The 25092-nt window shown below is 42.6% G+C and carries 34 protein-coding genes; 7 read left to right on the top strand and 27 right to left on the bottom strand.

The window, feature by feature from the left end; translation table 11 throughout:
• Positions 1 to 29: 29 nt before the first annotated feature.
• Complete coding sequence (locus V6D42_RS04520) at positions 30 to 206, bottom strand: YozD family protein (RefSeq protein ID WP_010334612.1); 177 nt, start codon at positions 204 to 206, stop codon at positions 30 to 32.
• A 121-nt stretch (positions 207 to 327) separates the two neighbouring features.
• Here V6D42_RS04520 and V6D42_RS04515 point away from each other — a divergent pair, with 121 nt between their 5' ends.
• Positions 328 to 471, top strand: a complete 144-nt coding sequence (locus V6D42_RS04515) for a hypothetical protein (protein ID WP_010334613.1) — start codon at positions 328 to 330, stop codon at positions 469 to 471.
• On the opposite strand, the gene V6D42_RS04510 is transcribed toward V6D42_RS04515, so the two are convergent.
• The 13 genes from V6D42_RS04510 to cgeC all read right to left on the bottom strand — a co-directional run bounded on the left by V6D42_RS04510 (position 468) and on the right by cgeC (position 10918).
• A complete protein-coding gene (locus V6D42_RS04510; RefSeq protein WP_010334614.1) occupies positions 468 to 1148 on the bottom strand; it encodes a hypothetical protein in 681 nt (226 codons plus the stop codon). The genes V6D42_RS04515 and V6D42_RS04510 overlap by 4 nt on opposite strands.
• Positions 1149 to 1301: 153 nt before the next feature.
• Entirely contained in the window at positions 1302 to 1526 is a 225-nt protein-coding gene (locus tag V6D42_RS04505; protein ID WP_010334616.1) for a YozE family protein, read from the bottom strand.
• A gap of 86 nt (positions 1527 to 1612) precedes the next feature.
• On the bottom strand, positions 1613 to 1891 hold the full coding sequence (locus V6D42_RS04500; RefSeq protein ID WP_268448818.1) for a YokU family protein: 279 nt from the start codon (positions 1889 to 1891) through the stop codon (positions 1613 to 1615).
• The gene (gene ablA, locus V6D42_RS04495; RefSeq protein WP_333512481.1) at positions 1888 to 3303 is read right to left on the bottom strand and encodes a lysine 2,3-aminomutase; all 1416 of its coding nucleotides are present in this window, start codon (positions 3301 to 3303) and stop codon (positions 1888 to 1890) included. The genes V6D42_RS04500 and ablA overlap by 4 nt, the downstream gene beginning before the upstream one ends.
• 32 nt (positions 3304 to 3335) lie before the next feature.
• Positions 3336 to 4163, bottom strand: a complete 828-nt coding sequence (gene ablB / locus V6D42_RS04490) for a putative beta-lysine N-acetyltransferase (protein ID WP_333512480.1) — start codon at positions 4161 to 4163, stop codon at positions 3336 to 3338.
• The gene (locus V6D42_RS04485) at positions 4141 to 5451 is read right to left on the bottom strand and encodes a peptidase (protein ID WP_333512479.1); all 1311 of its coding nucleotides are present in this window, start codon (positions 5449 to 5451) and stop codon (positions 4141 to 4143) included. Before V6D42_RS04485 ends, ablB begins: the two co-directional genes overlap by 23 nt.
• 9 nt (positions 5452 to 5460) lie before the next feature.
• Complete coding sequence (locus tag V6D42_RS04480; RefSeq protein ID WP_333512478.1) at positions 5461 to 6114, bottom strand: 3-oxoacid CoA-transferase subunit B; 654 nt, start codon at positions 6112 to 6114, stop codon at positions 5461 to 5463.
• Entirely contained in the window at positions 6099 to 6788 is a 690-nt protein-coding gene (locus V6D42_RS04475; protein WP_333512477.1) for a CoA transferase subunit A, read from the bottom strand. The genes V6D42_RS04480 and V6D42_RS04475 overlap by 16 nt, the downstream gene beginning before the upstream one ends.
• A gap of 18 nt (positions 6789 to 6806) precedes the next feature.
• On the bottom strand, positions 6807 to 8129 hold the full coding sequence (locus V6D42_RS04470) for an aspartate aminotransferase family protein (protein WP_333512476.1): 1323 nt from the start codon (positions 8127 to 8129) through the stop codon (positions 6807 to 6809).
• A 133-nt stretch (positions 8130 to 8262) separates the two neighbouring features.
• Positions 8263 to 8379: a YjcZ family sporulation protein gene (locus V6D42_RS04465; protein WP_010334627.1), complete on the bottom strand. Its 117-nt coding sequence runs from the start codon at positions 8377 to 8379 to the stop codon at positions 8263 to 8265.
• A 79-nt stretch (positions 8380 to 8458) separates the two neighbouring features.
• Entirely contained in the window at positions 8459 to 9238 is a 780-nt protein-coding gene (locus V6D42_RS04460) for a GNAT family N-acetyltransferase (RefSeq protein WP_333512475.1), read from the bottom strand.
• 28 nt (positions 9239 to 9266) lie between these two features.
• Positions 9267 to 10547, bottom strand: a complete 1281-nt coding sequence (locus V6D42_RS04455) for a glycosyltransferase family 2 protein (RefSeq protein WP_333512474.1) — start codon at positions 10545 to 10547, stop codon at positions 9267 to 9269.
• Positions 10548 to 10612: 65 nt separating this feature from the next.
• Positions 10613 to 10918: a spore maturation protein CgeC gene (gene cgeC / locus V6D42_RS04450; protein WP_229147180.1), complete on the bottom strand. Its 306-nt coding sequence runs from the start codon at positions 10916 to 10918 to the stop codon at positions 10613 to 10615.
• 208 nt (positions 10919 to 11126) lie between these two features.
• Here cgeC and cgeA point away from each other — a divergent pair, with 208 nt between their 5' ends.
• On the top strand, positions 11127 to 11528 hold the full coding sequence (gene cgeA, locus V6D42_RS04445) for a spore crust protein CgeA (protein WP_229147179.1): 402 nt from the start codon (positions 11127 to 11129) through the stop codon (positions 11526 to 11528).
• A 6-nt stretch (positions 11529 to 11534) separates the two neighbouring features.
• Positions 11535 to 12488: a CgeB family protein gene (locus V6D42_RS04440; protein ID WP_229147174.1), complete on the top strand. Its 954-nt coding sequence runs from the start codon at positions 11535 to 11537 to the stop codon at positions 12486 to 12488.
• A 67-nt stretch (positions 12489 to 12555) separates the two neighbouring features.
• Here V6D42_RS04440 and V6D42_RS04435 read toward each other — a convergent pair whose 3' ends face one another.
• A complete protein-coding gene (locus V6D42_RS04435) occupies positions 12556 to 13704 on the bottom strand; it encodes a phytase (protein WP_333512473.1) in 1149 nt (382 codons plus the stop codon).
• 359 nt (positions 13705 to 14063) lie between these two features.
• Here V6D42_RS04435 and V6D42_RS04430 point away from each other — a divergent pair, with 359 nt between their 5' ends.
• Positions 14064 to 14234, top strand: coding sequence for a hypothetical protein (locus V6D42_RS04430; RefSeq protein ID WP_333512472.1), 171 nt, complete (start codon positions 14064 to 14066; stop codon positions 14232 to 14234).
• A gap of 23 nt (positions 14235 to 14257) precedes the next feature.
• Here V6D42_RS04430 and msrB read toward each other — a convergent pair whose 3' ends face one another.
• Both msrB and msrA read right to left on the bottom strand, forming a co-directional pair.
• Positions 14258 to 14692, bottom strand: coding sequence for a peptide-methionine (R)-S-oxide reductase MsrB (gene msrB / locus V6D42_RS04425; RefSeq protein WP_333512471.1), 435 nt, complete (start codon positions 14690 to 14692; stop codon positions 14258 to 14260).
• Positions 14693 to 15226: a peptide-methionine (S)-S-oxide reductase MsrA gene (gene msrA / locus V6D42_RS04420; protein ID WP_333512470.1), complete on the bottom strand. Its 534-nt coding sequence runs from the start codon at positions 15224 to 15226 to the stop codon at positions 14693 to 14695. It lies immediately after the preceding gene.
• A 133-nt stretch (positions 15227 to 15359) separates the two neighbouring features.
• Between msrA and V6D42_RS04415 the strand changes: the two genes are divergently transcribed.
• Complete coding sequence (locus V6D42_RS04415; RefSeq protein ID WP_024121778.1) at positions 15360 to 15785, top strand: MarR family transcriptional regulator; 426 nt, start codon at positions 15360 to 15362, stop codon at positions 15783 to 15785.
• Between the two features lie 49 nt (positions 15786 to 15834).
• Here V6D42_RS04415 and V6D42_RS04410 read toward each other — a convergent pair whose 3' ends face one another.
• From V6D42_RS04410 to ilvA, 7 genes are all read right to left on the bottom strand, one after another.
• Positions 15835 to 17172, bottom strand: coding sequence for an MATE family efflux transporter (locus tag V6D42_RS04410; RefSeq protein WP_333512469.1), 1338 nt, complete (start codon positions 17170 to 17172; stop codon positions 15835 to 15837).
• Between the two features lie 72 nt (positions 17173 to 17244).
• On the bottom strand, positions 17245 to 17439 hold the full coding sequence (gene ypmT, locus V6D42_RS04405) for a protein YpmT (protein WP_044155479.1): 195 nt from the start codon (positions 17437 to 17439) through the stop codon (positions 17245 to 17247).
• Positions 17440 to 17450: 11 nt separating this feature from the next.
• On the bottom strand, positions 17451 to 18014 hold the full coding sequence (locus V6D42_RS04400; RefSeq protein WP_326193552.1) for a YpmS family protein: 564 nt from the start codon (positions 18012 to 18014) through the stop codon (positions 17451 to 17453).
• A gap of 9 nt (positions 18015 to 18023) precedes the next feature.
• Positions 18024 to 18791 carry an SGNH/GDSL hydrolase family protein gene (locus V6D42_RS04395; protein WP_333512468.1) on the bottom strand — a complete coding sequence of 256 codons (768 nt, stop codon included), beginning with the start codon at positions 18789 to 18791 and terminating at the stop codon, positions 18024 to 18026.
• A 77-nt stretch (positions 18792 to 18868) separates the two neighbouring features.
• Entirely contained in the window at positions 18869 to 19450 is a 582-nt protein-coding gene (locus tag V6D42_RS04390) for an SCO family protein (protein ID WP_326227340.1), read from the bottom strand.
• Between the two features lie 157 nt (positions 19451 to 19607).
• Positions 19608 to 19859: a DUF2535 family protein gene (locus tag V6D42_RS04385; protein WP_333512467.1), complete on the bottom strand. Its 252-nt coding sequence runs from the start codon at positions 19857 to 19859 to the stop codon at positions 19608 to 19610.
• 90 nt (positions 19860 to 19949) lie between these two features.
• Positions 19950 to 21218, bottom strand: coding sequence for a threonine ammonia-lyase IlvA (gene ilvA / locus V6D42_RS04380; RefSeq protein WP_333512466.1), 1269 nt, complete (start codon positions 21216 to 21218; stop codon positions 19950 to 19952).
• Positions 21219 to 21441: 223 nt separating this feature from the next.
• Between ilvA and V6D42_RS04375 the strand changes: the two genes are divergently transcribed.
• The gene (locus tag V6D42_RS04375) at positions 21442 to 22446 is read left to right on the top strand and encodes a sigma 54-interacting transcriptional regulator (protein ID WP_333512465.1); all 1005 of its coding nucleotides are present in this window, start codon (positions 21442 to 21444) and stop codon (positions 22444 to 22446) included.
• 23 nt (positions 22447 to 22469) lie between these two features.
• Positions 22470 to 23111: a PAQR family membrane homeostasis protein TrhA gene (gene trhA / locus V6D42_RS04370; protein WP_010334646.1), complete on the top strand. Its 642-nt coding sequence runs from the start codon at positions 22470 to 22472 to the stop codon at positions 23109 to 23111.
• Positions 23112 to 23143: 32 nt separating this feature from the next.
• Here trhA and V6D42_RS04365 read toward each other — a convergent pair whose 3' ends face one another.
• From V6D42_RS04365 to V6D42_RS04355, 3 genes are read right to left on the bottom strand one after another with little or no spacing between them, the layout of a single operon-like run.
• Positions 23144 to 23764 carry a 1-acyl-sn-glycerol-3-phosphate acyltransferase gene (locus V6D42_RS04365; RefSeq protein WP_333512464.1) on the bottom strand — a complete coding sequence of 207 codons (621 nt, stop codon included), beginning with the start codon at positions 23762 to 23764 and terminating at the stop codon, positions 23144 to 23146.
• The gene (dfrA, locus tag V6D42_RS04360; RefSeq protein ID WP_326231562.1) at positions 23765 to 24274 is read right to left on the bottom strand and encodes a dihydrofolate reductase DfrA; all 510 of its coding nucleotides are present in this window, start codon (positions 24272 to 24274) and stop codon (positions 23765 to 23767) included.
• A complete protein-coding gene (locus V6D42_RS04355) occupies positions 24271 to 25065 on the bottom strand; it encodes a thymidylate synthase (protein ID WP_010334650.1) in 795 nt (264 codons plus the stop codon). Before V6D42_RS04355 ends, dfrA begins: the two co-directional genes overlap by 4 nt.
• Positions 25066 to 25092 lie beyond the last annotated feature (27 nt).

Here is a 25092-nt window from a genome sequence, read left to right as displayed (position 1 = left end):
ACCGGAGCTGGCCGCTCCGGTTTCAAGCCTTAACAATCTTCATCCAGCTCTTCATCTATCATACATTTTTCTATCAGATAATCAAAGGTAATATCGGCGATTTCAAACAGCTCATCTTCACTCGGTATGTAGCCCCGTCTTGCAAGCTCTCTGTAAAAAAATTCAGCGATTTCTTCCGTGTCAATCACAAGATCTATTTCTTTCATAACCGTACCGCCTCCTTTTTTATGTTTTATGAAAAAACGGGATGAATTATACCCGGTGTTCTAAACAATTCTTTTATTCATATACATTGAATAAAATAAACAAGCCATAGGAGGCTGACTTATGATCGCTAAAATGATGGAAGCACTGGACGGAGAAAGATTCGATATGGTGATGGAAAAAACGCTCAGAGGTATGACACATGTCATGATGTGGGGCTGTCTGCCTTATTTTTTATATGTCATCATCCGCTTGTTCACAAACTAACTGAAATGTTCTTTTAAACTTTCCAGCACAAACATCATCATATCTTTATACTCTTCATCTTTAAACATTTCGTACAGAATTTTGTAGTCGTTGTAAATATCCAAAAGCTCATCAACAATTGATACAGCCAGGATGCGCAGGGTATCTTGATCTTCATCTTCGCCTTCAAACTGAAGAAGAGCAGACGGTACAATATCTTCGCCGATCTCATGGGCAGTTTCTCCGACATAGTGGACAAACAAAAGCTGATGCACAAACTGGTCCATTTCATACTTTCTAAGAACCAGCGTGAGATCCTCTTCCTCCGTTTCAAGCCACTCTCCATCCTTTAAACGAGTTAGCTCATAAATAATATCTTCCCAGCCATCTTCCAAATACCTCCAAATTTCGGTTCTGTGGCCGATAATGCGAAAGAGTTCTTTTCCATAATCTTTTACATAAACGACATCTCCAATGAGGAATTCATATTCAATATCAAGTTTTTCCATATCGACAATGACGCCTTCATAATCTTTATATAATTGAATGGATGATTCAAAATATAAGACTTCATTGTGGTTTACTTCATAAAGATAGTGCTTATCGATTTGGTGTACTTTTGTAATTGTGCCGACTGTCCCATACATAATGACGACTACGATATCCCCTACTTGGAATTTCGGTTTATTTTGCTTCATGGTGTCTCCCCCTCGCCGCAACATTTCTGATACGCTATCGTATGCTGGGTTTCACCAATTCGCATGGGCATGAAAACCATAGGAAATATCCAATTATGGTATATGTATGTGCAGAAAAAAATCCGCAGTGGCTCTGCGGATTCAAACATGCGGTTATTTGCCGTGCACCTCGGCCTCGTATTTTTCCCAAGCTTCATCAAACGTCGCCATCGTGTCCAGATAATCAACATTCAGCTCCAAATAGGAACTGATTTCATGATAATCGGTTGATGTTTTTGGGAAGCTGTGATCCTCATACGCCTGATTGGCAAACTCGCTGATGCTGTCCTGCGGCTTCGGATGTCTGTATTTCAATAAATAGTGATAAAAGGATTTCATGGGTTTCCCCTCCTGGTGTCTGTCTTTTGTTGTTCTATTATACAGTGCAAGTGTAAAATTACAACAAAAGAATAACGAAACATCATTCAGGAGAAATCAAAATAGTTGCGTTTTAATATCCTTTCGGTTTCCATGAGCTGTTGATAGGTCAGACTTTCAGGGAGTTTTTTTGTGTTGATTAAAAACAGCTGATCCTCAATATCCTTTATCGTCGAATCCTCTTGGTAGGCCATTCCGCAGGAAGAACAAATCATCGCGGGGGTGTTTGTCAGCTCTATGGCTCTTGTGCCGTCAGGAAGCTCCCAATAAACTGTATTCGTGCCAGGCAGCGCCTCAGGCTCGCCGCACCATTCGCATGACTTCATGAAGAATCTCCTCCGCTTTCTACCTCTTTTTCTTTTTTCTGCTGGGCTAAAAATTTCTTTTTCTTTAACTGGTCTCTTTTCTCCCGCCGGTCCTTTAATGTTTCATGCCCCGGATTCGCTGTATATGCTTCTCTCCTTTTGATTCTGACCACATTATCCGGTGTAAAAGAAATCTCTTTGTCAGCAAAAATGGCACTCAGTCCAATTGGTTCTTTTTTGTCAGCGGTTTCAGGAAAAACAGACTCAAAATAGGCGTCAGCCTGGTTAGGGATATAATTTTCGGGTTCCGGATAAGAGGTAATGACTCCTTCAAAATTTCTCAAGATGATTTTGTCAGGGCTTTGCGACAAAACATAGTTTGGCTGCAGGGCGATCTTCCCCCCGCCGCCTGGTGCGTCAACGACAAAGGTAGGAACCGCGTAACCTGAAGTATGACCTCGCAGCCCTTCAATAATCTCCAGCCCTTTTGAAACTGGAGCTCTAAAATGTCCGATGCCTTCTGACAGATCACATTGATATATATAATAGGGACGGACTCTGATTTTCACCAAGTCATGCATAAGCTTTTTCATAATTGTTACCGAATCATTAATGCCTGCTAACACGACGGCCTGATTTCCGACCGGCACCCCTGCGTTCACCAGCTTTTCGCAAGCCTCAACGGATTCCTCCGTCATTTCGATGCTTGTGTTGAAATGGGTGTTCAGCCAAACCGGATGATATTTCTTTAAAATATCGCACAGTTGATCGGTGATTCGCTGGGGAAAAACGACAGGCGCTCTTGTACCGATTCTGATAATTTCCAGATGCGGAATACTGCGCAGCTCTTTTAAAATGTATTCTAAAATTTGATCATTGATCAGCAACCCGTCCCCGCCTGAAATCAGGCAGTCCCTGATCTCGGGTGTCTCCCGAATGTAGGCGATCGCGGCATCAAGCTGCTTTTTAGGGACACCCATTCCGATTTGACCGGAAAAACGCCTCCTTGTGCAGTAGCGGCAATACATGGAGCATTGGTTCGTGACAAGGAACAGGACTCGGTCGGGATAACGGTGTGTCAGACCGGGTACCGGAGAGTCTTCATCCTCATGAAGCGGGTCTTCCTGGTCGTATTTTGTTTTGTGCATCTCTTCAGAGAGTGGCACAGACTGCATTCGTATCGGGCATCTCGGGTTGTCGGGATCCATTAAGGAAGCATAGTAGGGTGTGATATTCAAGGGGATCGTTTTGGTAGAAATTCTGACGCCTTCTTCTTCTTCTTCGGTCAGGTTAATCACTTTTTTCAAGTCATCTAAGGTTCTTACAGTATGGGTCAGCTGCCACAGCCAATCATTCCATTTTTCTTCCGGAACATCCTTCCATAGCTCTATCTCCTTCCAATGCCGTTTCGGTTTATACCATTTGTGTGTCAAATGAAATTCCTCCTCGTACATTTCTTTTTGACTTACAGGCGCTTGCACCAGATATTCATATTCTCGAGCCCTTCTCCTATATAACAATTATTGATCAGCCTTCCGCCATACTGATACCCGGAATGATACAGGACAGCATTCATTCCGAAAGACGCAGCGCGGGCGAGTGAAAATACTTGATAGATATCTTGCTTTATCATTTCCTTTTCTAATACATCTATTAAAATACTAGTCAGCGAACGGCCCCGATAATCCGGAAGCACGGCGCAGTCTGTCATTTCGGCATGACCCAGCTCAGGATTGATATCTGCGCTTGCCGCGCCGATCAGACGGTCATCTTCAAGCATGACATAATAAAGCGTATGCTCATTCATTGTCTTTTCAATATAGGCGGGATCAAACACAGGTGCCGGATACGTGCGGAATACTTTTTTATACAGCATAGATAACTGATACATATCGTTTGTTTCTGCTTTTCTCATTGTAAAAGGAGACCTGATTTCGATTTGTGGCTGAGGCTTCGTTTTATATAATAGCTCTATCATTTCCTGCTCGGTTAAATAGGTATCTGTTTGTCTTCGTTTTTCTGTGAGATAACGGACCATGACGGAAGCGCGATGGCCGAGATAGTAGCCTTCGAGAAAGCCCTCTGGCGTAAACAATTGTTTAGCCAGCTCCGCCTCGTCATGCTGTTTGGTGTACACGATGATTTTTTCGGCACCCTCCTCTTCAGCCGCTGTCATAATATCAGTCAAGGCTTCATGAATAGCGCCTTCATAACGAATGACTCTAATTCGTTTATTAAAGCGGTCATTGTCTATGACAGCCGTGACACCGTTATTTTTTACCGTTTTGATCATCAGCATCCTCCCCGTCTGTATGAAGCCCGCACCAATTCATCACAAAAAGAGCTATAATTTTAGCTGATTCTAACATGGCTTCAACCTCGATATACTCATTTGCCTGATGTGCCGTTTTCGTCTCTCCCGGTCCAAAAACGATAACAGGAGTATCTCCCGCATGATACAATAGGCCGCCGTCTGTTCCCCAAGGCGACGCTTCGATGATCGGCTCTGTTTGTTTCATTTTTTGATAGGCTGATTGCAAGACTGATAGTAAAGGATGGTCATTCGGCAAATCATTCGGCAGCCATTGAGCCCCGAACCATTCCACTTGAATTGGATGGCGTTTAAACCATTCATCATGGTATTGTAAATCTTTCAGCCAGTTTTCCAATTCAATTTTTACGGCTTCAGGCTTTTCATGAGGAGCAATTCCGCATCTTCCTTCTATGACGACGCGGTCTGCTACCGAGGACGGCCATGTTCCGCCTGAGATGGTGCCAATATTGATTGGAACCGGGATTGGAATATGATCATACAGCGGGTCAGAGATTCTTGCGTTGCGGACTTTTTCAAGCTCTTGAATGGCTGTAATGACATGCATGCTTTTTTCAATGGCGCTGACACCTTCATAGCGTGTACCTCCGTGTGCCGCTAACCCTTTAACCGTGATCCGAAACCACATCGAGCCCTGCTGTTTAATAAAAAGCTTCATATTGGTCGGTTCCGGAATTAACGCCCCATCCGCACGATAGCCTCTCATAATGGCAGAAAGTGTTCCGGCGCCGCCGCACTCTTCATCTATAACACTCTGAAACAATACATCGCCTTTCAGTTTGACATCGCAGGCGTGCAGAGCTTCTAATGCAAATAGAAGGGCCGTATTGCCTCCCTTCATATCAGTGGAGCCGCGGCCGTAAATTTTACCATTAACTTCAGCAGCTTGAAACGGTTCATACTTCCATTCCTTCAAATTTCCTTCTGGCACAACATCGATATGCCCGTTTAATATTAGAGATCGTCCCCCGCCCTCTCCCGCTTTTTTAGCGACAATGTTCGGGCTCTCATGAAAGTCCGTCCGGTCTGATATAAAATAGGGATGCTGTTTTAATTGCTTTAGGCTCGGCTCCCACACATCAATGTCCATATGAAATTGCCGGAGCTTTTCAAGGACTACTGCCTGCGCGTTAAATTCCTTGCCGAGTGTGCTTTTTTCTCCAACCAGCCTTTTCAAAAGACGAATGGCTTTGGCTGAATTCTGATCTAGCCATTCGATTACTTTTCTTTCAATGTCCTGCATCATCACTCCCCCTTATTAAGAAAAAGGCATATCCACTATTATTTCAGCGTCGGTCAACCCGATCACCTCGTCAATTGTTGAGCCATTCATCAGTTCTTTTAAAATAAAATGGTGCCGGCCAACTGTAAGAACTGCTTTTTCAGTAATGATCATATCTACACAGCCTGCTGCTGTTAACGGAAGGGTGCAGGCTTCTGTTAATTTGGGCCTCCCTTTTTGATCAGTGTGGCTCATGACGACAACCACTTTTTTCGCTTTTTGGGCGAGCTCCATCGCACCGCCCATGCCTGGCACCTTTTTACCGGGTACAAGCCAATTCGCAAGGTCTCCCGACTGGCTTACCTGCAGGGCGCCTAAAATCGTAATGTCAATCATGCCTCTTCTGATCATGGCAAAGGACATTGTTGTATCAAAGTAAGATGCTCCCTTTACAGCACGGACAGGGAATCCCGCAGCGTTGCATAAATTTTCATCCTCATTCCCTTTTTCGGGACTTTCGCCAATTCCGAGTACACCGTTTTCCGCCTGCAGCATAACCTGCATATCAGTCGGCAAAAAGTTCGGCACCAAGGAAGGGATGCCGATACCAAGATTCACGATCATGCCTGGCTTGATTTCAGAAGCAGCCCGTCTGGCGATCTGCTCTCTTTCTGTTACTCCCAAGCCCATTTCCACCTCACCCCTTCACTTCTCACAACCCCCTCAACAAAAACCCCGGGCGTTACAATCATTTCTTCTGCCATATTTCCCATCGGCACAATCGTCTCAGCCTCGGCAAAGGTTCTTTTGGCGGCCATTGCCATAAGCGGATTCATGTTGCGCGCTGTTTTGTCATACGTTAAGTTGCCGAATTCATCTGCAATGCAGGCATTGATGAAGGCAAAATCAGCCGTCAGCGCTTCTTCAACCAAGTATTGCTTCCCCGCTACAGACACAATCTCTTTTTTCTCACAAACCATTTGATTATCAATGCCGATATCGGTCAAAATGCCGCCAAGACCGGATCCACCGGCGCGAATCCGTTCTGCGAGCGTGCCCTGAGGCGAAAATCGAACCTCTAATATGCCGTCTGTCATCTGTTTTCCGGCTACAGGATTTGAACCGATATGTGATGCAATCAGCGTCTTGACTCTCTTATTGACAATAAGCGGTCCAATCCCAATTCCCGGGAATCCGGCATCATTGCAAATGACAGTTAATTCTTTTACACCGCTGTCCAATATCGCTTCAATCAAAGAAGGCGGAGAGCCGACTCCACCGAAGCCGCCAAACATAAGGACCGACCCATCACACACGTCTGCAATTGCCGATTCAATGCTGATTGTTTTTTGAAATGGTGACATATTGATTTCAATCCCTTTTCAGTTTTTTTCAACTTCTGCAACTGTTTCCGAAAAAGTTGATATAAGCTCTTCCATCTCTTCGTCTGATATTGTGAATGGAGGAGCGATGATTACGGCATCTCCTTCCCCGCTGTCGATTCCAGCCTTGGCAGGATAGACAATGAGCCCGCGTTTTTTTGCTTCGCTGATGATACGCTGGGTCATCGACCGATCTTGCGGAAACACTCGCTTTGTCTTTTTATCAGCCACAAATTCAACGCCTAAAAGCAGTCCTTTGCCGCGGACATCCCCAATGATGCCGCTCCGATGCATCATCTCTTCCAGTTTCTTTTTCAGCTTGAAGCCCTTTTCTTCAGACTGCTTGATCAAGCCGTGTCTGATAACATAACGCAAAACCTCAAGAGCGGCTTTGGCTGAATAGGGATGAGCACTGTAGGTGTGACCGCTCATAATAACACCCGATCCTTGTTTGATCGTTCGGAGGATCGTATCAGATATAACTGCAGCTGCAATAGGCGCGTACCCGGCACCGAGTCCCTTTCCAAGCACAGCGATATCAGGAACGGTATGCCAATGCTCTGTCGCAAGCATCCTTCCAGTTCTCCCGAGCCCTGTCATCACTTCATCCGCAATAAACAGCACACCGTGTGAGCGGCACACCTCTTTCAATCTCTCATAATATCCAGAAGGAGGAGTAATCGCTGCTCCCGCGGCTCCAATAATAGGTTCTGCCACAAAGCCCGCAATAAACTGACTTCCGATTCTTTTTATAGCGGTTTCTAGCTCCTCCGCGGCCGTTTGAACAAAATCTTTTTTTGCCTCTTGATTCAGCCGATATATATGCGGAGCTGAGAGAGCGGGATAACGCTCAAGCAAATGTGTGAACCGGTACCTTCGTTCATAAAATCCCGATAATGAAAGCGCTCCCAAAGTTATTCCGTGGTAACTGCTCCATCTTGAGAGAAAGATGGATTTCTGTGTCTGCTTTTTTTCCTGCCAATATTGAATGGCGATTTTCATTGCCGTTTCGATGGCTTCTGATCCGCTATTGACAAAAAAAGACCAATTCAAGTCTCCCGGCAGCTGCTCGGACAGTAAAGCAGCTAATTGCTCAGCCGGCTCACTCGTAAACTGCGAGCGGTAAGCAAAAGACACCTTATCAAGCTGTTCTTTCAGCTGCTCAGTTACTTCATCTACCCCGTGGCCGATATTGCATGTCACCGCACCAGATGAGCCGTCAAGATATTTTTTTCCGTTCTGATCATACACATATGTGCCCTTTGCATGACTGACAATCGGATATTCCGCACTAAGCTCTGGCTTAATTAAATAACTGCTCATGCTTCCACCTCAAAAACACCTTTTCTATATTGTATGAGTGTTTAAATAGCGGCATGACGTTCCCTATAAAACTTTTTCGCACAAAAAAAAGAGCCCTTCCGAATTCCGAAAGGCCCTTATGATATGTCATCATCTAGCAAATAAAAGCGGCTCCGACTATAATTAATAAAATGAACAAGACAACAATTAATACAAATGTATTTGTCCCGCAGCCAAATCCTCCGTAACCGTACCCCTGATATCCATGCATATTGTTTTTCATCCTTTCTTATCACGATATACGGCATTGTATGCGGGCCAAGTCCCAAACGGTCTGTGCAAATGCCCATCTATGTAAGGAAATAATGAAAAACAGTGTGCACCCGCTCATATTTTTGAAACTTGAGCTTTTCATAAAAATGAGTGACGCCGTCAGAATTTGAGGCCACTAAATAAGCATCGTCCATTCCTAAAGATTTGGCAATGGACAGCATCTCACCCACAAGAATACTGCCGTAGCCCCTTCTTTGAAACTGATCCAAAATCGCCACCTCTTCAATTTTAGCCGTTTTCTCTTGCGAATCAATAAAAAGTTCCCCGCAGCCAATCGGAATGTTCTGTGATGAATCGCTGTAACAAACGACAAGCAATATCGTACCCTCTTTGTAAAAAGGATATTTTCTCTCTAATTTTTGTTCTGCAATTGCCTCTCCTATATAAAGCGAGTCATAAATTTTCATGATAGAAGAACCGTCACTAAGACTCTTTGCCGTCCCCCATGCCGTGAAAGGATGTCCCGTCTGTCCCTTCCAGTCTCCAAGCTTCATGCTGTATAACAGCTCATCTTCAACCACAAAACCGCTTTTCACAAGCGACTGCTTCAAAACGAGCGGAAAAACATGCTGAGGAGACGCTTTTAAATGGATATAATTCGCATCAAGCAGCTTCGGTATGAACGGCAAAAAGTCCGGTATACGCTCCAATGGAAACGTATCATGAAGCTGTACAAAATTATGAGAAAAAATTTGCGGCAGATTGGGATCTTTATATACACTGTAATGATCAAACAACTTCGATTGAGACGTTAACGATAGATATTGATGCTCCGTTTTTGAAAAATATCCTGTCATGAATATCTCCTTTTTATGACCTATACATTTACTCGATTGCAATATTTAAATTCTTTATAATCTCATCGTACACCGGATAAAACGGCTTTCCAATTGGAAATTGTTGAATATTCCGGAAAGAAGCGGGTATTGGTTTCTGCTGTAAAAAGAATTTCCTCACCACTTGCTCGCTGATTGGATGAAAAACACCATGTAGAAATAGAAACCGCTCTCGTTCTATAAAATACAGCCTTCGTCCAGGCGGATTGGCGATTACCCCAGATCTCTCCCGCGTGATAGGCGGTCCTTCCGGCAGGCCCTCGAGCACTTCTTTTTCAATCGTCAAAATATCTTTTCTTTTAAATTGATAAAATTGAAAAGCATGCTGACTTTCTATCCGTCTTTTTTCTCCGGCGTCAATGTAAAATACTGCAGGCCGGTCAGCTTCTTTTACCAAAACATAATTCGGAATGTTTAAACATTTTCCCATATGATATTGAAATAAATACGGATCGGGGATAATAACTGTCCGATCTAGATACACTGAACTCCATCTCTCTCCCACAGGATGACGTACACCTTGATCTAGAAAATACACATGTTGATCAGATCCTTTTACAAACGTGCCGTCAATCAAATCGGCGGGCAGAAACTGATAAGCGTTTTGAAAGGAATTCGGGGTCTTATACGTTGTATCTAATACTTCATTTATCGGCAGGAACGGGGCAAATGTGTTTACTCTTAGCCAAAAAATTGAGTCGCCGTGATTCCAATGCTTCATATCATCATCCCAATAGCTTCCATATTTATTTTTGATTCGATCAAGCAGCAATCGGCGATGCATAACAGAGCAATGGTCGACTTGAAAAGCGGCCTGATCAAGCACCGTATTGGCATTTCTGTAAAAATGGGACATTTCCTCTCCTCTTTCGTTTACATGAACAACTTTTTGTTTGGAATAGACTGCCTGTGCTTCAGGATGACACAAAAATGTCTGCACCATACGGCTCAGCCGATTTGGATGATAAACGGTATCATCGGTGAGATAAGAAATATAGTCGCCGGTTGCATAGGGTAGTGCGTCATTAATTAGTGTGGCATAACGGGTTGTTTTTAATCGATTTTGAGGATGGACGAAGCTGTTTTTATAGTGAATGCGGTGGTCATAAAGGTACTTGTAAATCACCGCATTCGTTTCCTCATTTGAATGGTCATCCATGACAAAAAGCTCCCAATTGCTATGAGTTTGATTGATGACACTCTCAATCGCCATTTGCAGATAATCAGGTTTGTTATAACTCGTTAAAATAATGGAAACTTTGTCCCCCATCTCTCCAAGCCTCCTATTGTCACACATGAAAACGGCTCCGCAGCAAGCAGAGCCTCTGTCATCATTTAAAAAGAACCCCAGCTTACAATACTTGAGAGGGCAACATTTGATCTCGTTTGATTTAACGGGTTCTGAAAAATAACCAAATCACTCAGGACTTCTTTAACGATAACATTTTGAAGCGTATCTCCATTGATCAGATTAACTGTTGAAACTGGCACACCAAGCTCTTTAGCAAATACAAGCTGGCGTCTGAGATCAGATGGATTTCCGTCTGAAGCTGTTTGACGTATAAGCAGAATCAGTAAAAGCAGAATCAAATGCAAATCGTCTTCATTTTCTTCTCGGTTCACTTTGTTTTCTAACTCCAAACAATCCCTCTCCTTTATCCTTATGCTCTGTTTCACAATATGAACATGCTGTCAATTGCGGTATAGGCATTGTCCATCCATAGAAAAAAATCAGCATTTTGCTTAAATATATGAAAAATAAATCAGGTACGGCATTCGACTCATACCAATTGCCAATCAAAAGAATATGATTAAACGTGAGTTCAATAATTTATAGGAGGTGTGTGTGTTGAGCAGTGAAAATGCGCAGTTAAAAAAGGATATTATTAAAAGCCTTTTAAGCCCTTTATTTACAAATGCAACAGAAGGAGGAGAAAACATGGATAATAACCTTAAAGAATTACTTGAAGCCGCTATTGATAATAAAGTGGACGAAAGCGAAACGGTTACTGCCGAATCTGTTTTAGATCCTTCCCTGCCTGCAAGATGGATTTTTGCAAGAATTACACCTGGCACCACCATCAGCATTGTGACAGATTCCGGTGACATGATCGGACCGGTTGTCTTTGTTGCTTTTGATCAAGTTCACGGCATCGTATTTGTCACACAGGAAAGCTCTGTAACTCCGCCAGGTCAAGCGACAACATTGATTGATGTAGATAAAGTAGAAAGCGTTACATTCTTCTCATAGCCTCTGATGAACGTTTTATATATCCAGTCGGGATATGGAGGAATATACAGTTATTTTGACCGCTGGGCTGAAGATTGCTTTCGGCGCGCTCAGACAGAATTCATGTCTGCAGATACACCAGACACAGAAGCGCTGTCAAGCATTGAAACGTTTCAGCCGGACTTCGCACTCATGATGGTTGGAGATCACGTTCCTCACGACTGGCTGACCTGGTTAAAGGGTAAGGGTATCCCCGTATATGTTTGGCTGACAGAAGACCCATTTTATATTGATATCAGTCTTCAGGTGATAAAGTACGCTGACGCGGTTTTAACAATTGATCAAAATGCTGCTCTCTGCTATCAGGAGCTAGGTTATCAGCATATCTACTATGTTCCGATTCCTGTTAATCATCGGCTGTTTAAAAAAATGGACACCGAACATTCCTTTCATTCGCAATTGCTTATCATCGGCTATCCTTACCCTAATCGGGTTCAGCTTGTGAAAGAAGCGGCATATCTCCCGTACACCGTTCGGGTCATCGGAAAGGAATGGAGAAAATACCTGCCTAAAAAGGTACTCAAACAGCCGCATATAGATGTAGTCAGCACATGGGTTCCGCCTGAACAGGCGGTTCATTATTATAACGGGGCAGACATCGTGATCAATCCACATCGACCGTATCATTTTACGTTCAACAAAAATAAAAGCCGCATTAAAAATGCAAGCTTTAATAACCGCACCTTTGATATCGCTGCATGCGAAGCATTTCAACTAGTGGATCTCCCCGCGGCACATCCTTTTTCATCCTTTATTTCTTATCACAGCATCACCGACTTTAAGGAAAAAGCCGCTTTCTATATCAATCATCCTGAGGAACGAGACAAAGCTGCGGCGTTAAATTATAAAGAGACGGTTCCTGCTCATACATTTGATGAGCTTCCCGAAAAACTGAAAGCCATTCATCTGGCGCTTTCTTGAAAAATCGTTCATTTCATATGAACGATTTTTTCGTGAACATAAAAAAGCAGCATAATAGGCTGCTTCTTTAATCATCAGATCTGTCCTTCAGCTGTCTTGGATTCACCTGTTTATTCAGGTCAGGTTTTCCGCCAAGATGCTGAGAAATCTGTTCCCATGATACAATTTTGAAATTTTGATTGACAGCTTGTCCATTTTCTATATTTTCTCCGTCCTGCGCTACAAAAAGGCCATACGGATATTTTGGCCCCAGCCCGAAACCAAGAACATCAATACCGTCAGTATCACTCGTCCCGTCTATTTTCTCGCCATCCTTAACTTCAAAGTTGGCAATATACCGATTGCCTCCCTGCCTTTCATACACCGCATAGCTGTTATTGCCTTGACTTGAGGCGATGAGATAACCTTTTCCGTCCGGCGCATAATAGATGGTCAGTCCCTCAATATCAGCTGTCAAATGCTTTCCATCCGCACGATCAATGACTTTGCCCTGCGATCCTCCAGATGGTTCAGCATTAAATTTCCAAATTGCTGTGTCTTCCTCCGCTATATAAAGATTTCCGTACTCATCATCTGCGACGAGACCTTCAGTTTGAGAATGTAATTTAAATTGCCGCACTTTTTTCCCTGTTACATATCCCTTTCCATTGTCGGCCATTTCATATTGCTCGAACTCTCCTTGTTTTCCCGACACCAACGCATAAAATGCCCCTGTTTTTTGGCTGTGATACAGGCTGAAACCGTAAACCTCAGACATATCAGTGGAAATGGGATGTTTCGGATCTGTGATGCTTTTCAATTCACCTTTTTCCCCATCAATGGCGTAAACTTCAATCGAATTTTTTCCTTCTGTCCGGTTTGAAGCAGCGACAATGTCAATCTGTTTGCCATTGAGGGGAAAATCATAGCGCAGATCGACATTATTCAACTTGCCAAACTCGTAAGAATTGATCTGTTTGCCATCCAAATCATACACGACTAACCCGGACTTCTTGTTTGTCGTTATCAATTTGCTTTTTTCCGGATGCTTTGCATCAACCCAAATGGACGGATCATCTGCAGCGTCATCTCCGGAAGCAACCGGCTCAGTCTCTCCCTTTGCCGTCACTTTGAAATGATTCACTTCATCAGCATGATGAGCCGATACCGAATTTGCAGATAGGCTAAGCAACAAACACGCAGCAGCACTAAACAGAATGGTTTTTGGATACTTCATTTTTCAGCCCCCTTATTTAAACCTTCTTTCTTATTGTAAAATATATGAAGTTGGTAAATAGTGAGGCAATTGAACCTTTTTTACGCAGTGTTTCTGACTCAAAAGAACGCTTTTTTATATCGACGTGAGAAGATGAAATGGGACCTGTTTATCAGGCGCGAAAAAAGATAATAAGAATATTTAGTACACTGTTTATTTAGTTAGATTAAGCCCATCTCTTCAACTTCTCTTAAAAATTCCCTGCATTTTTGTCTTATTGGTTGCTTTCATTACTCGATTAAAAAGTTGAACCTATGATGCATGGTAGAGATAAGAATATAAACCAGAAGTTTTAGTCACTGGCGGAGCGGGCTTATTCCTTGTATTCAGCAAAGACGACTGTAAACAGTATGATAAGGAGTCAAAAGTATGCGGAGGATCGGCGGCTTTCAATTGTACTGGGAGATGTTATCACAAAAGACGGAGTTGCCCAAATTATCAAAGATCTGCATATAGAAAAAAAGCATAAAACAAGCCTGTCTATCGATTAGACAGGCTTGTTTTTGCTTGCACTTTATTTGTCAAATAGGTGCAGATAGTTTTCATATCCCTCTTCTTTGAGCTTACCCTTAGGAATAAACCGCAGCGCCGCAGAATTGATGCAGTAACGGAGCCCGCTTGGCCCAGGTCCGTCATTAAATACATGTCCCAGATGGGAATCGGCTGTTCGGCTTCTGACTTCTGTTCGAATCATTCCGTGGCTCGTATCCTGTTTTTCTTCCACTTCTTCTTCCTCAATCGGCTTTGTAAAGCTTGGCCAGCCGCAATGGGAATCAAATTTATCCTTGGACGTAAACAAAGGCTTTCCTGACACTATGTCAACATAAAGCCCTTCTTCCTTATGATCCCAATACTCATTTTGAAACGGCGGCTCCGTTCCGTTATTTTGTGTGACCTCGTATTGCATACGGTTTAATGATTTTATTCTTTCTTCTTTATTTAGCGTCATTTATTTCGCCCCCCAATGCTCACTGATAAATCCAGATCTTCCGGAGCCTGTCCGGTAACGCTGATAATGCCCTGGATTCTTTTTATAAAAATGCTGATGGTAATCTTCCGCTTCATAGAATGGTTCAGCCTTTAAAATGTCTGTCACGATAGGATCTTTAAAAATGCCGCTTTCCGACAGCCGCTGTTTTGATGCTTCAGCAAGCTCCTTTTGTTTTTCAGTATGATAAAAAATCGCTGCACGGTAAGAGCTGCCGCGATCAGCGAACTGGCCGCCTGCATCTGTCGGATCAATTTGCTGCCAGAACAGCTCTAATAGCTTTTCATAAGGGAAGACATCTGGCTCAAACGTGATTTGTACGGCTTCACGATGCCCTGTTGTTTCGCTGCATACTTCTTCATAGGTAGGGTTTTCAGTATGGCCGCCTGTATACCCGGACACCACTTTTTCGATTCCCGGCTGTTCGTCAAAAGGTTTGACCATACACCAAAAACAGCCGCCTGCAAATGTGGCGAGTTCTTTTTTTTCAGACATACTGGTGCCTCCTTTGTTAATACGTGGTATTATTATATTATAGCATGTAAAAATAGAATGAAAATGATTCTGCTTTTCAATAAAATTCTATAGGTTTTGAGTATTAGCAATTATGTAATGGGGGTTCACAAATTTGAAAGTAAGAACACAAATGATGTATGATATGGAAACTTTACTCCGTAAAGTTTTTAAACAAATACGCAATGAAATCAATGACATTCTAGATAAAGAGCTGTCGCGGAATGAATTTACCATTTTGCGCATTTTAAGTGAACAGGGACCTAAGAAAGTGACTGAATTTGCGCCCATTTTGGAAGTATCAGCAAGCCACATTACAGCAGTGACTGACGCGCTGGTAGAAAAGGAATGGATTACGAGAATCAGATCGAAGGAAGACCGGCGGATCATCCGCATCCACATCACTGAAGCAGGTGAAAAAATCGTTCAGCATTTCAATGAGAAAAAAACTGAATATTTCTTTAAACGCTTTGACTGTTATACTGATACTGAACTTGCCACATTAATCGAGCTTTTCAGCAAACTTGATAAAAAACGGTAAAAAAAGCACATACCCTCTATCAGGGTATGTGCTTTTCGAAGCGCCTTTCTTATCTATCAGTAAACAATTTCATCGTTTTCCAGCGGCCGTATCTGTAGTACAGAAACGCCACACAGCTGCTGAATAAGAAACTCATACCGATTCCGAGACCGATCCCTTTCTGTCCAAGCCAAGCTGAAAACAGAGCCGTGAAAGGATATCTCAAAACCCAGAAAGAAATTAAATTTAAAATCAAGACCTGCAACATGGCCCCAGCGGCTCTGACAATTCCGTTCAGCACAAAATTAATACCGATAAACGGATAGAAAAACGCAATCCACCGCAAATATTGTTCACCAAACGCTACCGCGTCAGGCTCACTAATAAATAACCTCATTAAGTATTTTCCAAATATCCAAATGATAATAGCAATGACGATCATGCATGAAATAACAGATATCACTCCAAGCTTTGCAATCAATTCCACTCTTTTATAGTTTCCGAGTCCGATATTCTGCCCAGCCATGCTGTTGACCGCCGTACCGGCCGCCATAGCCGGAAGTGTGATGATGCTGTCCAGCCGCTGCACCGCGCCAAATCCAGAGACCACATGTTCTCCATATGAGTTGACGACACTCATGATCGCCATCATTCCGCCTGTAATCACCATCATCTGCAGACCGGCGGGAATACCGAGTTTCAGAATCAATGCAGTCTCTTCCCACTTAGGAGCTCTTGGCATAGAAAACGGAACTAGCTGATGTTTGATGACATAAAACAAACCGTATAGAAACGCAATCCCCTGTGACAAAACAGTTGAATAAGCTGCTCCCGCAATCCCCATGCGGAAAACAGAAATAAAGAGCGGTGCCAGCACAGCATTCAGCACAACGGCAAAAGCGATGAACCGTAGCGGTGTTTTGCTGTCACCAAGCGCCCGAAGAACCGTACTGATAAAGTTATAACCAAACAAAAACAGTATGCCGATAAATTGAATCTGCAAATAGATCTCGGCAAGTGGAATCATGGATTCCGGCGTTTGCAGAAGACGCAGCAATGGTTCTGACAAGAAAAAACCAGCTGCGCCGAACCCGATGCTTAAGCCTGTCAATAAAACGACAAAGGCATTTATGTACGACGCCATTCCTTTCTCATCATCTTTTCCTTTTTGCTGAGACAAAATGGTTAAGGTCGCATTATTAAGTCCCAAAATAAAAGACAGCACGGTTAATACAATTGTGCTTGATACCGCGGCCGCGCCAAGCGCTTTTGCCCCCAGCAAATTGCCGACCCATAAACTGTCTATGAATTGAAAAGAAACCTGCAGAGCATTTCCCAGCATAATAGGCATCGAAAATAGGATTAGCTGCCTCAGTACGTTTCCCTTCGTAAAATCGTATGCTTTCATTTCTTCTCCTTGTTCTCTTATATTTTCGTCCAGCCGCATGAAAAAAGAGACGATGCAGCATGTCTCTTTTTTTCACGATTTATCGGTTTTTTTTCGGTCTTTCATGCCAAATGTAAACACCATCACACTCAGAAACAATGCGCAGTACGAAATGTTCAAGTACATTTGATCCATATCTTCAGCGGCCAGATGATGATAAGCAAGCCAGCCGAAGTAAAGGGAAAACGTAAATGATAACAAACTGAAATACTGGTAAATCCGCTTCATTTCAGTCACCTCTATTGTTTAGGATGGTAATAGGAAAATTCAATTTCATCTTGTTCTAAATTAATTTTATTTGCTTTAACATACATACCGTTCGTTAATGGCATTTCAGACAGACGGACCTCAATGCTTTTATCGCCGGGATGAACATGCACAAAGGATGGAAGTTCATAGAAGCTGTCCATATAATTTAACACAAAGCTAATAGGAATACTCAATTTCCCTAAGGAAAATTTCGTTACATTCAGCTCGACATCGCCATTCTTTTTCACGGTCGGCTCAAATGCGATAAACGCGTCAATTGACGTGGAAAATGCTTTGATTTTCCCCGCTACATGGACATCGTCATCAATATCCACTTTGTAATCAAGCTTGTTTGACGCTTTCTCGTTTAAATATGAGTTGACAAAAGCAGCTAAAGATTCTTTTGTGCTGGTCACTTGAAATCCGTACTCGCTTTTAGAGGTATCCTCTACCTGAGCTTGCTTGCCCGGCAGCATGAGCAGCGTCACAACCCCTACTGCTAATACAATATTGATTGCAAGCAATATAAAAAACAGTCGTTTCCAGTTATTCATGATTTCACCCTACTCTTTCGGTAATCCTTCTTTTTCAATTGCTTGATTGACCCGTTTTGCTATTAAGGAATAACCCGTTCCATTAGGATGAAAATCATCTTCCTCAGAAATTCGTTTACTGTCACTTTTTTGATTGAACAAGTCTTCTATATTAATGATTTTTGCATGTTTATCTTTTTTTAGCTCTTTTTTAGCAATGTTGTTCCAATCTGTGACTACCCCGTTAATTTCCTGTAATTCAGATAGAGTAAATGTAAACGGATTATACATGCTGACATAAATCAGTTCTGCGTGATTATTCAGCGCCCGGATCTCTGAAATGATTTTTTTAAAACGCTTTTCGTACGGCTTTTCCTCTTCCTGGAACGGTTCGACGGTTAATTGCAGGAAGTTTTGGCGAAGGACCTTCATTAGATCGTTACCGCCAATTGTTAAAAAGACATAATCTGCATCTTTTATGCCTTTTTGAACGTTTTTATCTTTTAGTTTCTCTAACAAATCTTCTGTACGATTCCCTTTGACGGCATAATTTTTAACGTCTACCTTTTTGACTTGCTCATTTGACCGGATAGAGTCCGCCACCTTGCCAACATATCCCTTGCCCTCGGGATCTCCGACACCTTCTGTAAGCGAATCTCCGACAGCGGCAATGACAATGTGCTCTTTCGTTTTCAGTTCATGGGCTTTTTGTTTTCCCTCAGATGCTGTACGTAAGCTAGTACACGCAGTAAGAAGCAAAATCAAACTGGCCATGAGTGCAAAAATGCGCAGTTTCAATCTTGTTGCTCCTCCCCATTCTACTAGTGGAAAGTGTATCATGTTTTAGGAGATTTGAAAATGCCTTGTCTTCGAGATTACTTGAGTTTGCTGGCTGTTTTCACATCAGCGATGATGTCATCGTATGGTGTATTTTCTACTCCATTGTAATCTTTCAGCACTTTACCGTCAGGGCCTACTAAATAAAAAGAAGATTGATGAATGACCTGGTCCTGTCCTTCAGGTTTCTTCACGATCGCTTTAAAGCTCTCAAACGCAAACGTCTCGATGTCACTTTGACTGTATCCCGTTAGAAAATCCCAGTTATCAAAAGATAAAGGATAATTTGCCGCAAATTTTTTCAGCTGCTCCGGGTTATCATTCTCAGGATCAACACTGAAGGATACAATGCGCACATCTATATTCTCAGCCTTTAATTTCTTTTGAAGATCTGTCATATGAGCTGTCATCGGGGGACATACGGTCTCACAATTGGTAAAAATAAAGTCTGCGAGCCAAACCTCTCCTTTTAAACTGTCTAAAGAAACATTTTTGCCATCTTGGTTTTTAAAAGTAAAAGGCTCCACCTGGTAATTAAGCGGATCCTTAATCTGATGTCCTCCGCAGGCACACAAAAGCAAAAAAATCAGTCCTGCCGCCAACCCTTTGATCATCTTCATGCCGTTCACCCTTTCCAGCTTAAAGCGCTTACTAAATGCCGTGTTCACCTTCCTACATCCCTTGTTTCATTCTATACCCGCAAAAAAAATTCCTGCATGCCCCTTCGTACGCCTGCGCGCGGCATAGCAAAGGGGACACACAGGAATAAACGGCGTATCACGCGTTGTGTTTTAACACCTCTTGATAAAAAACAGCCTGATAATCAGTCCATTTCATCCGGCGCTTCATATATTGTCGGAAAGAATACACTTTTGCCCTGCTATTTGATGAAAACACCTCTTTTAAGTAAATCTGCAAATGCTGATTCAACATAAAGAAATAATGTTCATCTTCCTTTAACACAGGTATTTCTGTCACTTTCACCTGAATCCCGTCGCTTCGTTTGAACTCTAGGCTTTTGAGTAACAAGCTATCAATCCTCATTTTTTGATTGTTTTCTTCTATTATATACAATGCCGGCCGGGCTGTCTGTCATTTTGCGCGGTTGTGCCGAAAAAATCAAATCAGCAGATGGAATAAATCTTGATCCTTATTTACCTCTAAATAATGAAACGCTTTTTTATTCATCCGTTCAATCAGCGGTCCATAGTCAGCTTTGTTTTGAAGCTCAATGCCAACAAGAGCCGGGCCGTTGCTCTTATTGTTTTTCTTCGTATACTCAAATCGTGTAATGTCATCATTCGGCCCAAGAACTTCGTCAAGAAATTCACGGAGTGCACCAGCTCTTTGCGGAAAATTGACGATAAAATAATGCTGAAGTCCTTCAAAAATCATAGACCGCTCCTTCATTTCCTGCATTCTTCCAATATCGTTATTGCCGCCGCTGACAACACATACTACGTTTTTCCCTTTAATTTCTTCCTTATATAAATCCAGTGCCGCAACAGAAAGAGCACCCGCCGGCTCAGCGACAATCGCACATTGATTATATAATTCAAGAATGGCTGTGCATACCTTCCCTTCAGGCACGAGAAGTATGTCATCAACTACGGTTTCTAGCGCTTGAAAGGTTTCATCGCCGATTTTTTTTACTGCCGCTCCGTCCACAAATTTATCAATTTTATCTAACGTGACGACATGTCCAGCTTTGTTAGATTCAAAATAAGACGCAGCGCCCGCCGGTTCAACCGCGATCACTTTTGTCTCAGGAGACACGTTTTTCATATACGTGCCGACCCCTGCAAGAAGCCCGCCTCCACCGACACTTGCAAATAGAAAATGCGGTTCTGTATCAATGTCGTTTAAAATTTCGACTGCCAGAGTTCCCTGGCCGGCCATTACATCCGGATCATCAAACGGATGGATAAAGGTCCGGTGTTCCTGCTCACAGCATTCAACTGCGTTTTTATACGCGTCATCAAAAGTATCACCTGTCAAAATAATATCGATAAATCCTTTTCCGAACAGTTCCACTTGTGACACTTTTTGTCTTGGTGTTGTGGAAGGCATGAAAATTTTCCCATGAATGCCCAGGTGTTTACACGAAAATGCTACACCTTGTGCGTGGTTTCCGGCGCTTGCGCACACGACCCCGTTTTTAGTCTGCTCGTCAGAGAGCTGCTTCATTTTGTTATAAGCCCCTCTGAGTTTAAAAGATCTGACTACCTGCAAGTCTTCTCGCTTCAAATAAATATTGCATTCGTATCTCTCAGAAAGTCTGTCATTCCTTTGCAGCAGTGTGTGAGTCACAACGTCTTTCACGTTTTGATGAGCCTTTAAAATGTCCTTCACTTGGATGAGAGAGTTTTCTTTAAGCAACGGTTTCATGTACAGATTCCTTTCTTGTTTTAAATCCCTATTTAATATGCCATTATAACACGAATATTCAAATAATAAGACAATTATTTTTATTTAGTAAATAAAAAAATCAATCGTATTCTAAGTTGGCCGCATCCAGCAGGCATAAGAACAAAGTTCTAAAGGATAAAAGATGTTTTTAGCTGAAAGGCATGTTATAATGGAACCAATTAGAACCAAAAGGAGCCAATAAATGATTACCGCACCTCAACCTTGCACTTTTCATAATCTAATTGGAGAGCATCAACTCTTTCTCGAAACAAAACGAGTCGCCATGCAGTTTGCCTTATCAGAGCTTCCTGTCCTGATCACAGGAAAAGTCGGAACAGGCAAGGATCATTTTGCACAAGCTATACACCAAGGCTCTTCAAGAAATGGCGAACCATTGATCAGTATCAATTGCAGCACCCATTCAGAAAAAAGCCTTGCATATGAGCTTTTTGGCACTGACGGAGTCTCCGGTGCGTTTCAAAAAGCTGCCCGAGGCACACTTTTTCTTAATGACATATGGAATATGCCGGTTTCTGTACAAGCTAAGCTTCTAGAAGCACTTGACTCTGATGGGGAAAAACCGAGAATCATCTGTGCTTCTGTCACCCCGATAACAGAGGTTGCCAAAAATACATTCAGGCAAGACTTATTTTACAGGCTGAATATTTTAACGCTCACATTGCCGGTGCTGACCGAGCGAAAAAGCGATATCTCCCTTTTGACCCAGTATTTCCTTTCAGAATCCGGGCAGCCATTATTAATTGAGCCTTCAGTCTTTCCGCTGCTTAAACAGCATCCATTTGAAGGGAATGTAAGAGAATTAAAAAACGCGACAAATTATATGGCGGCAGTATCCAGCGGAGGAACCATTCATCCGCATGACGTTCCGTCCTATATACGGGACGGACTAAATGAAAAAACGACGAAGAAAAAAGCGAAGCTTCTGACTTTAATGGAAAAAGCAGAATTTCTGTTTATTTTGGAAACCATAAAAGTGTTAAATGAAAAAGGCGAACCGGCAAGCAGACGGATCATTTCTGAACGCAGCAAAAACAGCCAAACCTCACTAACGCCGCAGCAGGTCAGAAGCCGTCTGGATTATTTGGAGAAAAAAGAGTATGTGACAAAAAGCCGCGGACGTGCGGGCACAAAAATTACGTTAGAAGGGCTGAATTTTTTAGAAACGCTGCAAAAACAAATGATGTAGCAGCGAAAGCGAGGAGAATGTACGTGTATACAATAAAAGAAGAGATTGCCAACGCCATCACCCACGGCATCGGTGTGTTCTTATCCATACCAGCATTAGTGTTCCTGATCATATTTGCGGCTAATTACGGATCAGCATGGGATATCGTCAGCTTTACCATATTTGGTGTATCCATGCTGCTGCTTTATTTGAGCTCCACCCTGCTTCACAGCATTCAGCACAAAAAGACGAAAGATATTTTGGAGATTATTGACCATAGCGCTATTTACGTGTTGATTGCCGGAACCTACACCCCTTTTCTGCTTGGACCGTTAAAGGGCACACTGGGCTTCACCCTGCTGATTATCGTTTGGTCGCTTGCCCTTTGCGGAATCGTGTTTAAAATTTTCTTTGTAAAACGGTTTATCATTTTATCTACCTTGATGTATTTATTAATGGGATGGCTGATGATCATCGCGGTTAAACCTTTATACGCCTCACTGACAGGAGCTGGATTCAGCCTTCTTTTACTTGGCGGTCTGCTGTATTCTGCCGGAACGATCTTTTATATTTGGAGAAAGATTCCCTTCCATCACGCCATTTGGCACAGCTTTGTTTTAGGCGGAAGCGCAGCGATGTTTTTCTGCGTGCTGTTCTATTGTGTGAAAGTGCCGTTTTTATCCTAATGAAAAAGCGCAGTCTCAATGACTGCGCTTTTTTAGGCCCGTAATTGCTTCTCACTTGCCGGAATATAAGCTTTAGAAAATGACAATTCTATATCTGCTGGTTTTAAGCGTTTAAAAAGCGATCCCTTCAGCACTTCATCTGTTCCTGTCGTTTCCACTATTACAACCGGAAGGCTGCAGCGGGCGGCAAGTTCCAATGGATCGATGCAACCATCTAACGAAAGAATCATGCTTTGGCCTTTTTCTAATTGGGTCAAAGTATCTTCATATACCTTTTCTGAACTGCTCTCTTGAATGACATTCATCCGTTCAAGCCATTGTCCGATAATCGGTAAACGAAACACTTTGGGGCTTGCGATAAAACCGGCAGGCTTCTCAATATACCCGGCAATTAAAGCAAGTTCAGCTAATCGCAAACGAGAATGCACATACAAAACAGGACCGCTCGGTATCGGCTCTGGCTGATGGATGGTGATGACAGATCCTGAAATACCGATACAGCCTTCAAAAAACGCCTTTGGCTGCTCATAAACGAGTGTCATCTGTTTTTTGTATGACAGACGCGGATCCAGCATTCTTTGATTAAACAATTGTTTTATATTTTTTAACAGCATATACACAATGTAAATCACTAGGCAGCTGTAGCGAATCAATTAAAATCCTCCCGCTTCAGATGATGCATTCTTTTTTTCATACACTAAAAATTCATAGTCATACGGATTTTTTTCGTCCTTCGTCCCTTGCTCAGAAGAAACAAGCTTCCATTTGCTCTCATCAAATTCAGGAAAGTAGCGGTCTCCATCAAACTGGTGATGAATTTTTGTCATATACAGCCTGTCCGCATAAGGAAACAGCGCCGTATAAAGCTGCGCGCCTCCGATCACGAAGCATTCCTCAGTATCTGAGGCAATCTGAAGTACGTCCTCTATTGAACTGACAACCGTACAGCCTGGAAATTCTGAATCGTGTGCAGATGTCACAACAATATTTTTCCGATTTGGAAGCGGTCGTCCAATTGATTCATATGTTTTTCGCCCCATAATGATTGAATGTCCTGAGGTTACTTTTTTAAAGTATGCAAGGTCATTCGGCAAATGCCACGGCAAATCATTGTCCTTCCCGATAAGCCGATTGGCATCCATCGCGAAGATGAATGAAATCATACGCTGACCGCTCCTTTAATATGAGGATGCGGATTGTAATCTTCAATGATAAAGTCATCAAACGTAAAGCCGAAAATCGAATCAACCTCTCTGGCAAAACGAAGCTTCGGCAGCGGGCGGACATCTCTGGTCAGCTGCAAGTTAACCTGCTCAATGTGATTTTGATAAATATGAACATCTCCGAATGTATGAATAAACTCGCCCGGCTCAAGCCCTGTTACATGAGCGATCATCATTGTAAGCAGCGCATAAGAAGCTATATTAAACGGCACACCGAGGAAAACATCGGCTGAGCGCTGATAAAGCTGGCAGGACAGCTTGCCGTCAGACACATAAAATTGGAACAGGCAGTGGCATGGAGGCAAGGCCATTTTATCGATTTCACCAACATTCCAGGCACTGACGATTAAACGTCTGGAGTTCGGATTTGTTTTAATATCTTCAACAAGACGTGAAATTTGATCAATGGTTTCTCCGTCAGCTCCCCGCCATGAGCGCCATTGTGAACCATATACAGGTCCGAGTTCGCCGTTTTCATCGGCCCACTCATTCCAAATACGCACTCCGTTTTCCTGCAGATAGCGTACATTGGTATCCCCCTTTAAAAACCAAAGCAGCTCATGCGCAATTGATTTAAAGTGAAGTTTTTTTGTGGTCAGCATCGGGAAGCCTTCCTGCAAATTAAATCTCATTTGATAGCCGAAGGTGCTGATTGTTCCGGTTCCTGTACGGTCTCCCTTTTTTTCGCCATGATCTAAAACATGCCGGCATAATTCTTTATACTGTTTCATTTCATTCATCCTTTAAAAGTAGTCTTA

Source organism: Bacillus sp. 0909A, assembly GCF_036765115.1.
In the GTDB taxonomy this organism is placed as follows: domain Bacteria; phylum Bacillota; class Bacilli; order Bacillales; family Bacillaceae; genus Bacillus; species Bacillus mojavensis.
Note: the sequence above shows the minus strand (reverse complement) of the source record. Positions and strands in the feature narration are given on the sequence as shown.

Bases quoted from the DNA above. Each gene is read 5' to 3' on its own strand.
- V6D42_RS04375 (WP_333512465.1), top strand. From the start codon at position 21,442: ATGATTACCGCACCTCAACCTTGCACTTTTCATAATCTAATTGGAGAG.
- V6D42_RS04390 (WP_326227340.1), bottom strand. From the start codon at position 19,450: ATGAAGATGATCAAAGGGTTGGCGGCAGGACTGATTTTTTTGCTTTTG.
- dfrA (WP_326231562.1), bottom strand. From the start codon at position 24,274: ATGATTTCATTCATCTTCGCGATGGATGCCAATCGGCTTATCGGGAAG.
- msrA (WP_333512470.1), bottom strand. From the start codon at position 15,226: ATGTCTGAAAAAAAAGAACTCGCCACATTTGCAGGCGGCTGTTTTTGG.
- V6D42_RS04515 (WP_010334613.1), top strand. From the start codon at position 328: ATGATCGCTAAAATGATGGAAGCACTGGACGGAGAAAGATTCGATATG.
- V6D42_RS04505 (WP_010334616.1), bottom strand. From the start codon at position 1,526: ATGAAATCCTTTTATCACTATTTATTGAAATACAGACATCCGAAGCCG.
- ypmT (WP_044155479.1), bottom strand. From the start codon at position 17,439: ATGAAGCGGATTTACCAGTATTTCAGTTTGTTATCATTTACGTTTTCC.
- V6D42_RS04400 (WP_326193552.1), bottom strand. From the start codon at position 18,014: ATGAATAACTGGAAACGACTGTTTTTTATATTGCTTGCAATCAATATT.
- V6D42_RS04520 (WP_010334612.1), bottom strand. From the start codon at position 206: ATGAAAGAAATAGATCTTGTGATTGACACGGAAGAAATCGCTGAATTT.
- V6D42_RS04480 (WP_333512478.1), bottom strand. From the start codon at position 6,114: ATGGGCTTGGGAGTAACAGAAAGAGAGCAGATCGCCAGACGGGCTGCT.
- V6D42_RS04465 (WP_010334627.1), bottom strand. From the start codon at position 8,379: ATGCATGGATATCAGGGGTACGGTTACGGAGGATTTGGCTGCGGGACA.
- V6D42_RS04355 (WP_010334650.1), bottom strand. From the start codon at position 25,065: ATGAAACAGTATAAAGAATTATGCCGGCATGTTTTAGATCATGGCGAA.
- V6D42_RS04440 (WP_229147174.1), top strand. From the start codon at position 11,535: ATGAACGTTTTATATATCCAGTCGGGATATGGAGGAATATACAGTTAT.
- V6D42_RS04470 (WP_333512476.1), bottom strand. From the start codon at position 8,129: ATGAGCAGTTATTTAATTAAGCCAGAGCTTAGTGCGGAATATCCGATT.
- msrB (WP_333512471.1), bottom strand. From the start codon at position 14,692: ATGACGCTAAATAAAGAAGAAAGAATAAAATCATTAAACCGTATGCAA.
- ilvA (WP_333512466.1), bottom strand. From the start codon at position 21,218: ATGAAACCGTTGCTTAAAGAAAACTCTCTCATCCAAGTGAAGGACATT.
- V6D42_RS04410 (WP_333512469.1), bottom strand. From the start codon at position 17,172: ATGAAAGCATACGATTTTACGAAGGGAAACGTACTGAGGCAGCTAATC.
- V6D42_RS04460 (WP_333512475.1), bottom strand. From the start codon at position 9,238: ATGACAGGATATTTTTCAAAAACGGAGCATCAATATCTATCGTTAACG.
- V6D42_RS04455 (WP_333512474.1), bottom strand. From the start codon at position 10,547: ATGGGGGACAAAGTTTCCATTATTTTAACGAGTTATAACAAACCTGAT.
- ablB (WP_333512480.1), bottom strand. From the start codon at position 4,163: ATGATCAAAACGGTAAAAAATAACGGTGTCACGGCTGTCATAGACAAT.
- V6D42_RS04500 (WP_268448818.1), bottom strand. From the start codon at position 1,891: ATGAAGTCATGCGAATGGTGCGGCGAGCCTGAGGCGCTGCCTGGCACG.
- V6D42_RS04510 (WP_010334614.1), bottom strand. From the start codon at position 1,148: ATGAAGCAAAATAAACCGAAATTCCAAGTAGGGGATATCGTAGTCGTC.
- V6D42_RS04435 (WP_333512473.1), bottom strand. From the start codon at position 13,704: ATGAAGTATCCAAAAACCATTCTGTTTAGTGCTGCTGCGTGTTTGTTG.
- V6D42_RS04475 (WP_333512477.1), bottom strand. From the start codon at position 6,788: ATGTCACCATTTCAAAAAACAATCAGCATTGAATCGGCAATTGCAGAC.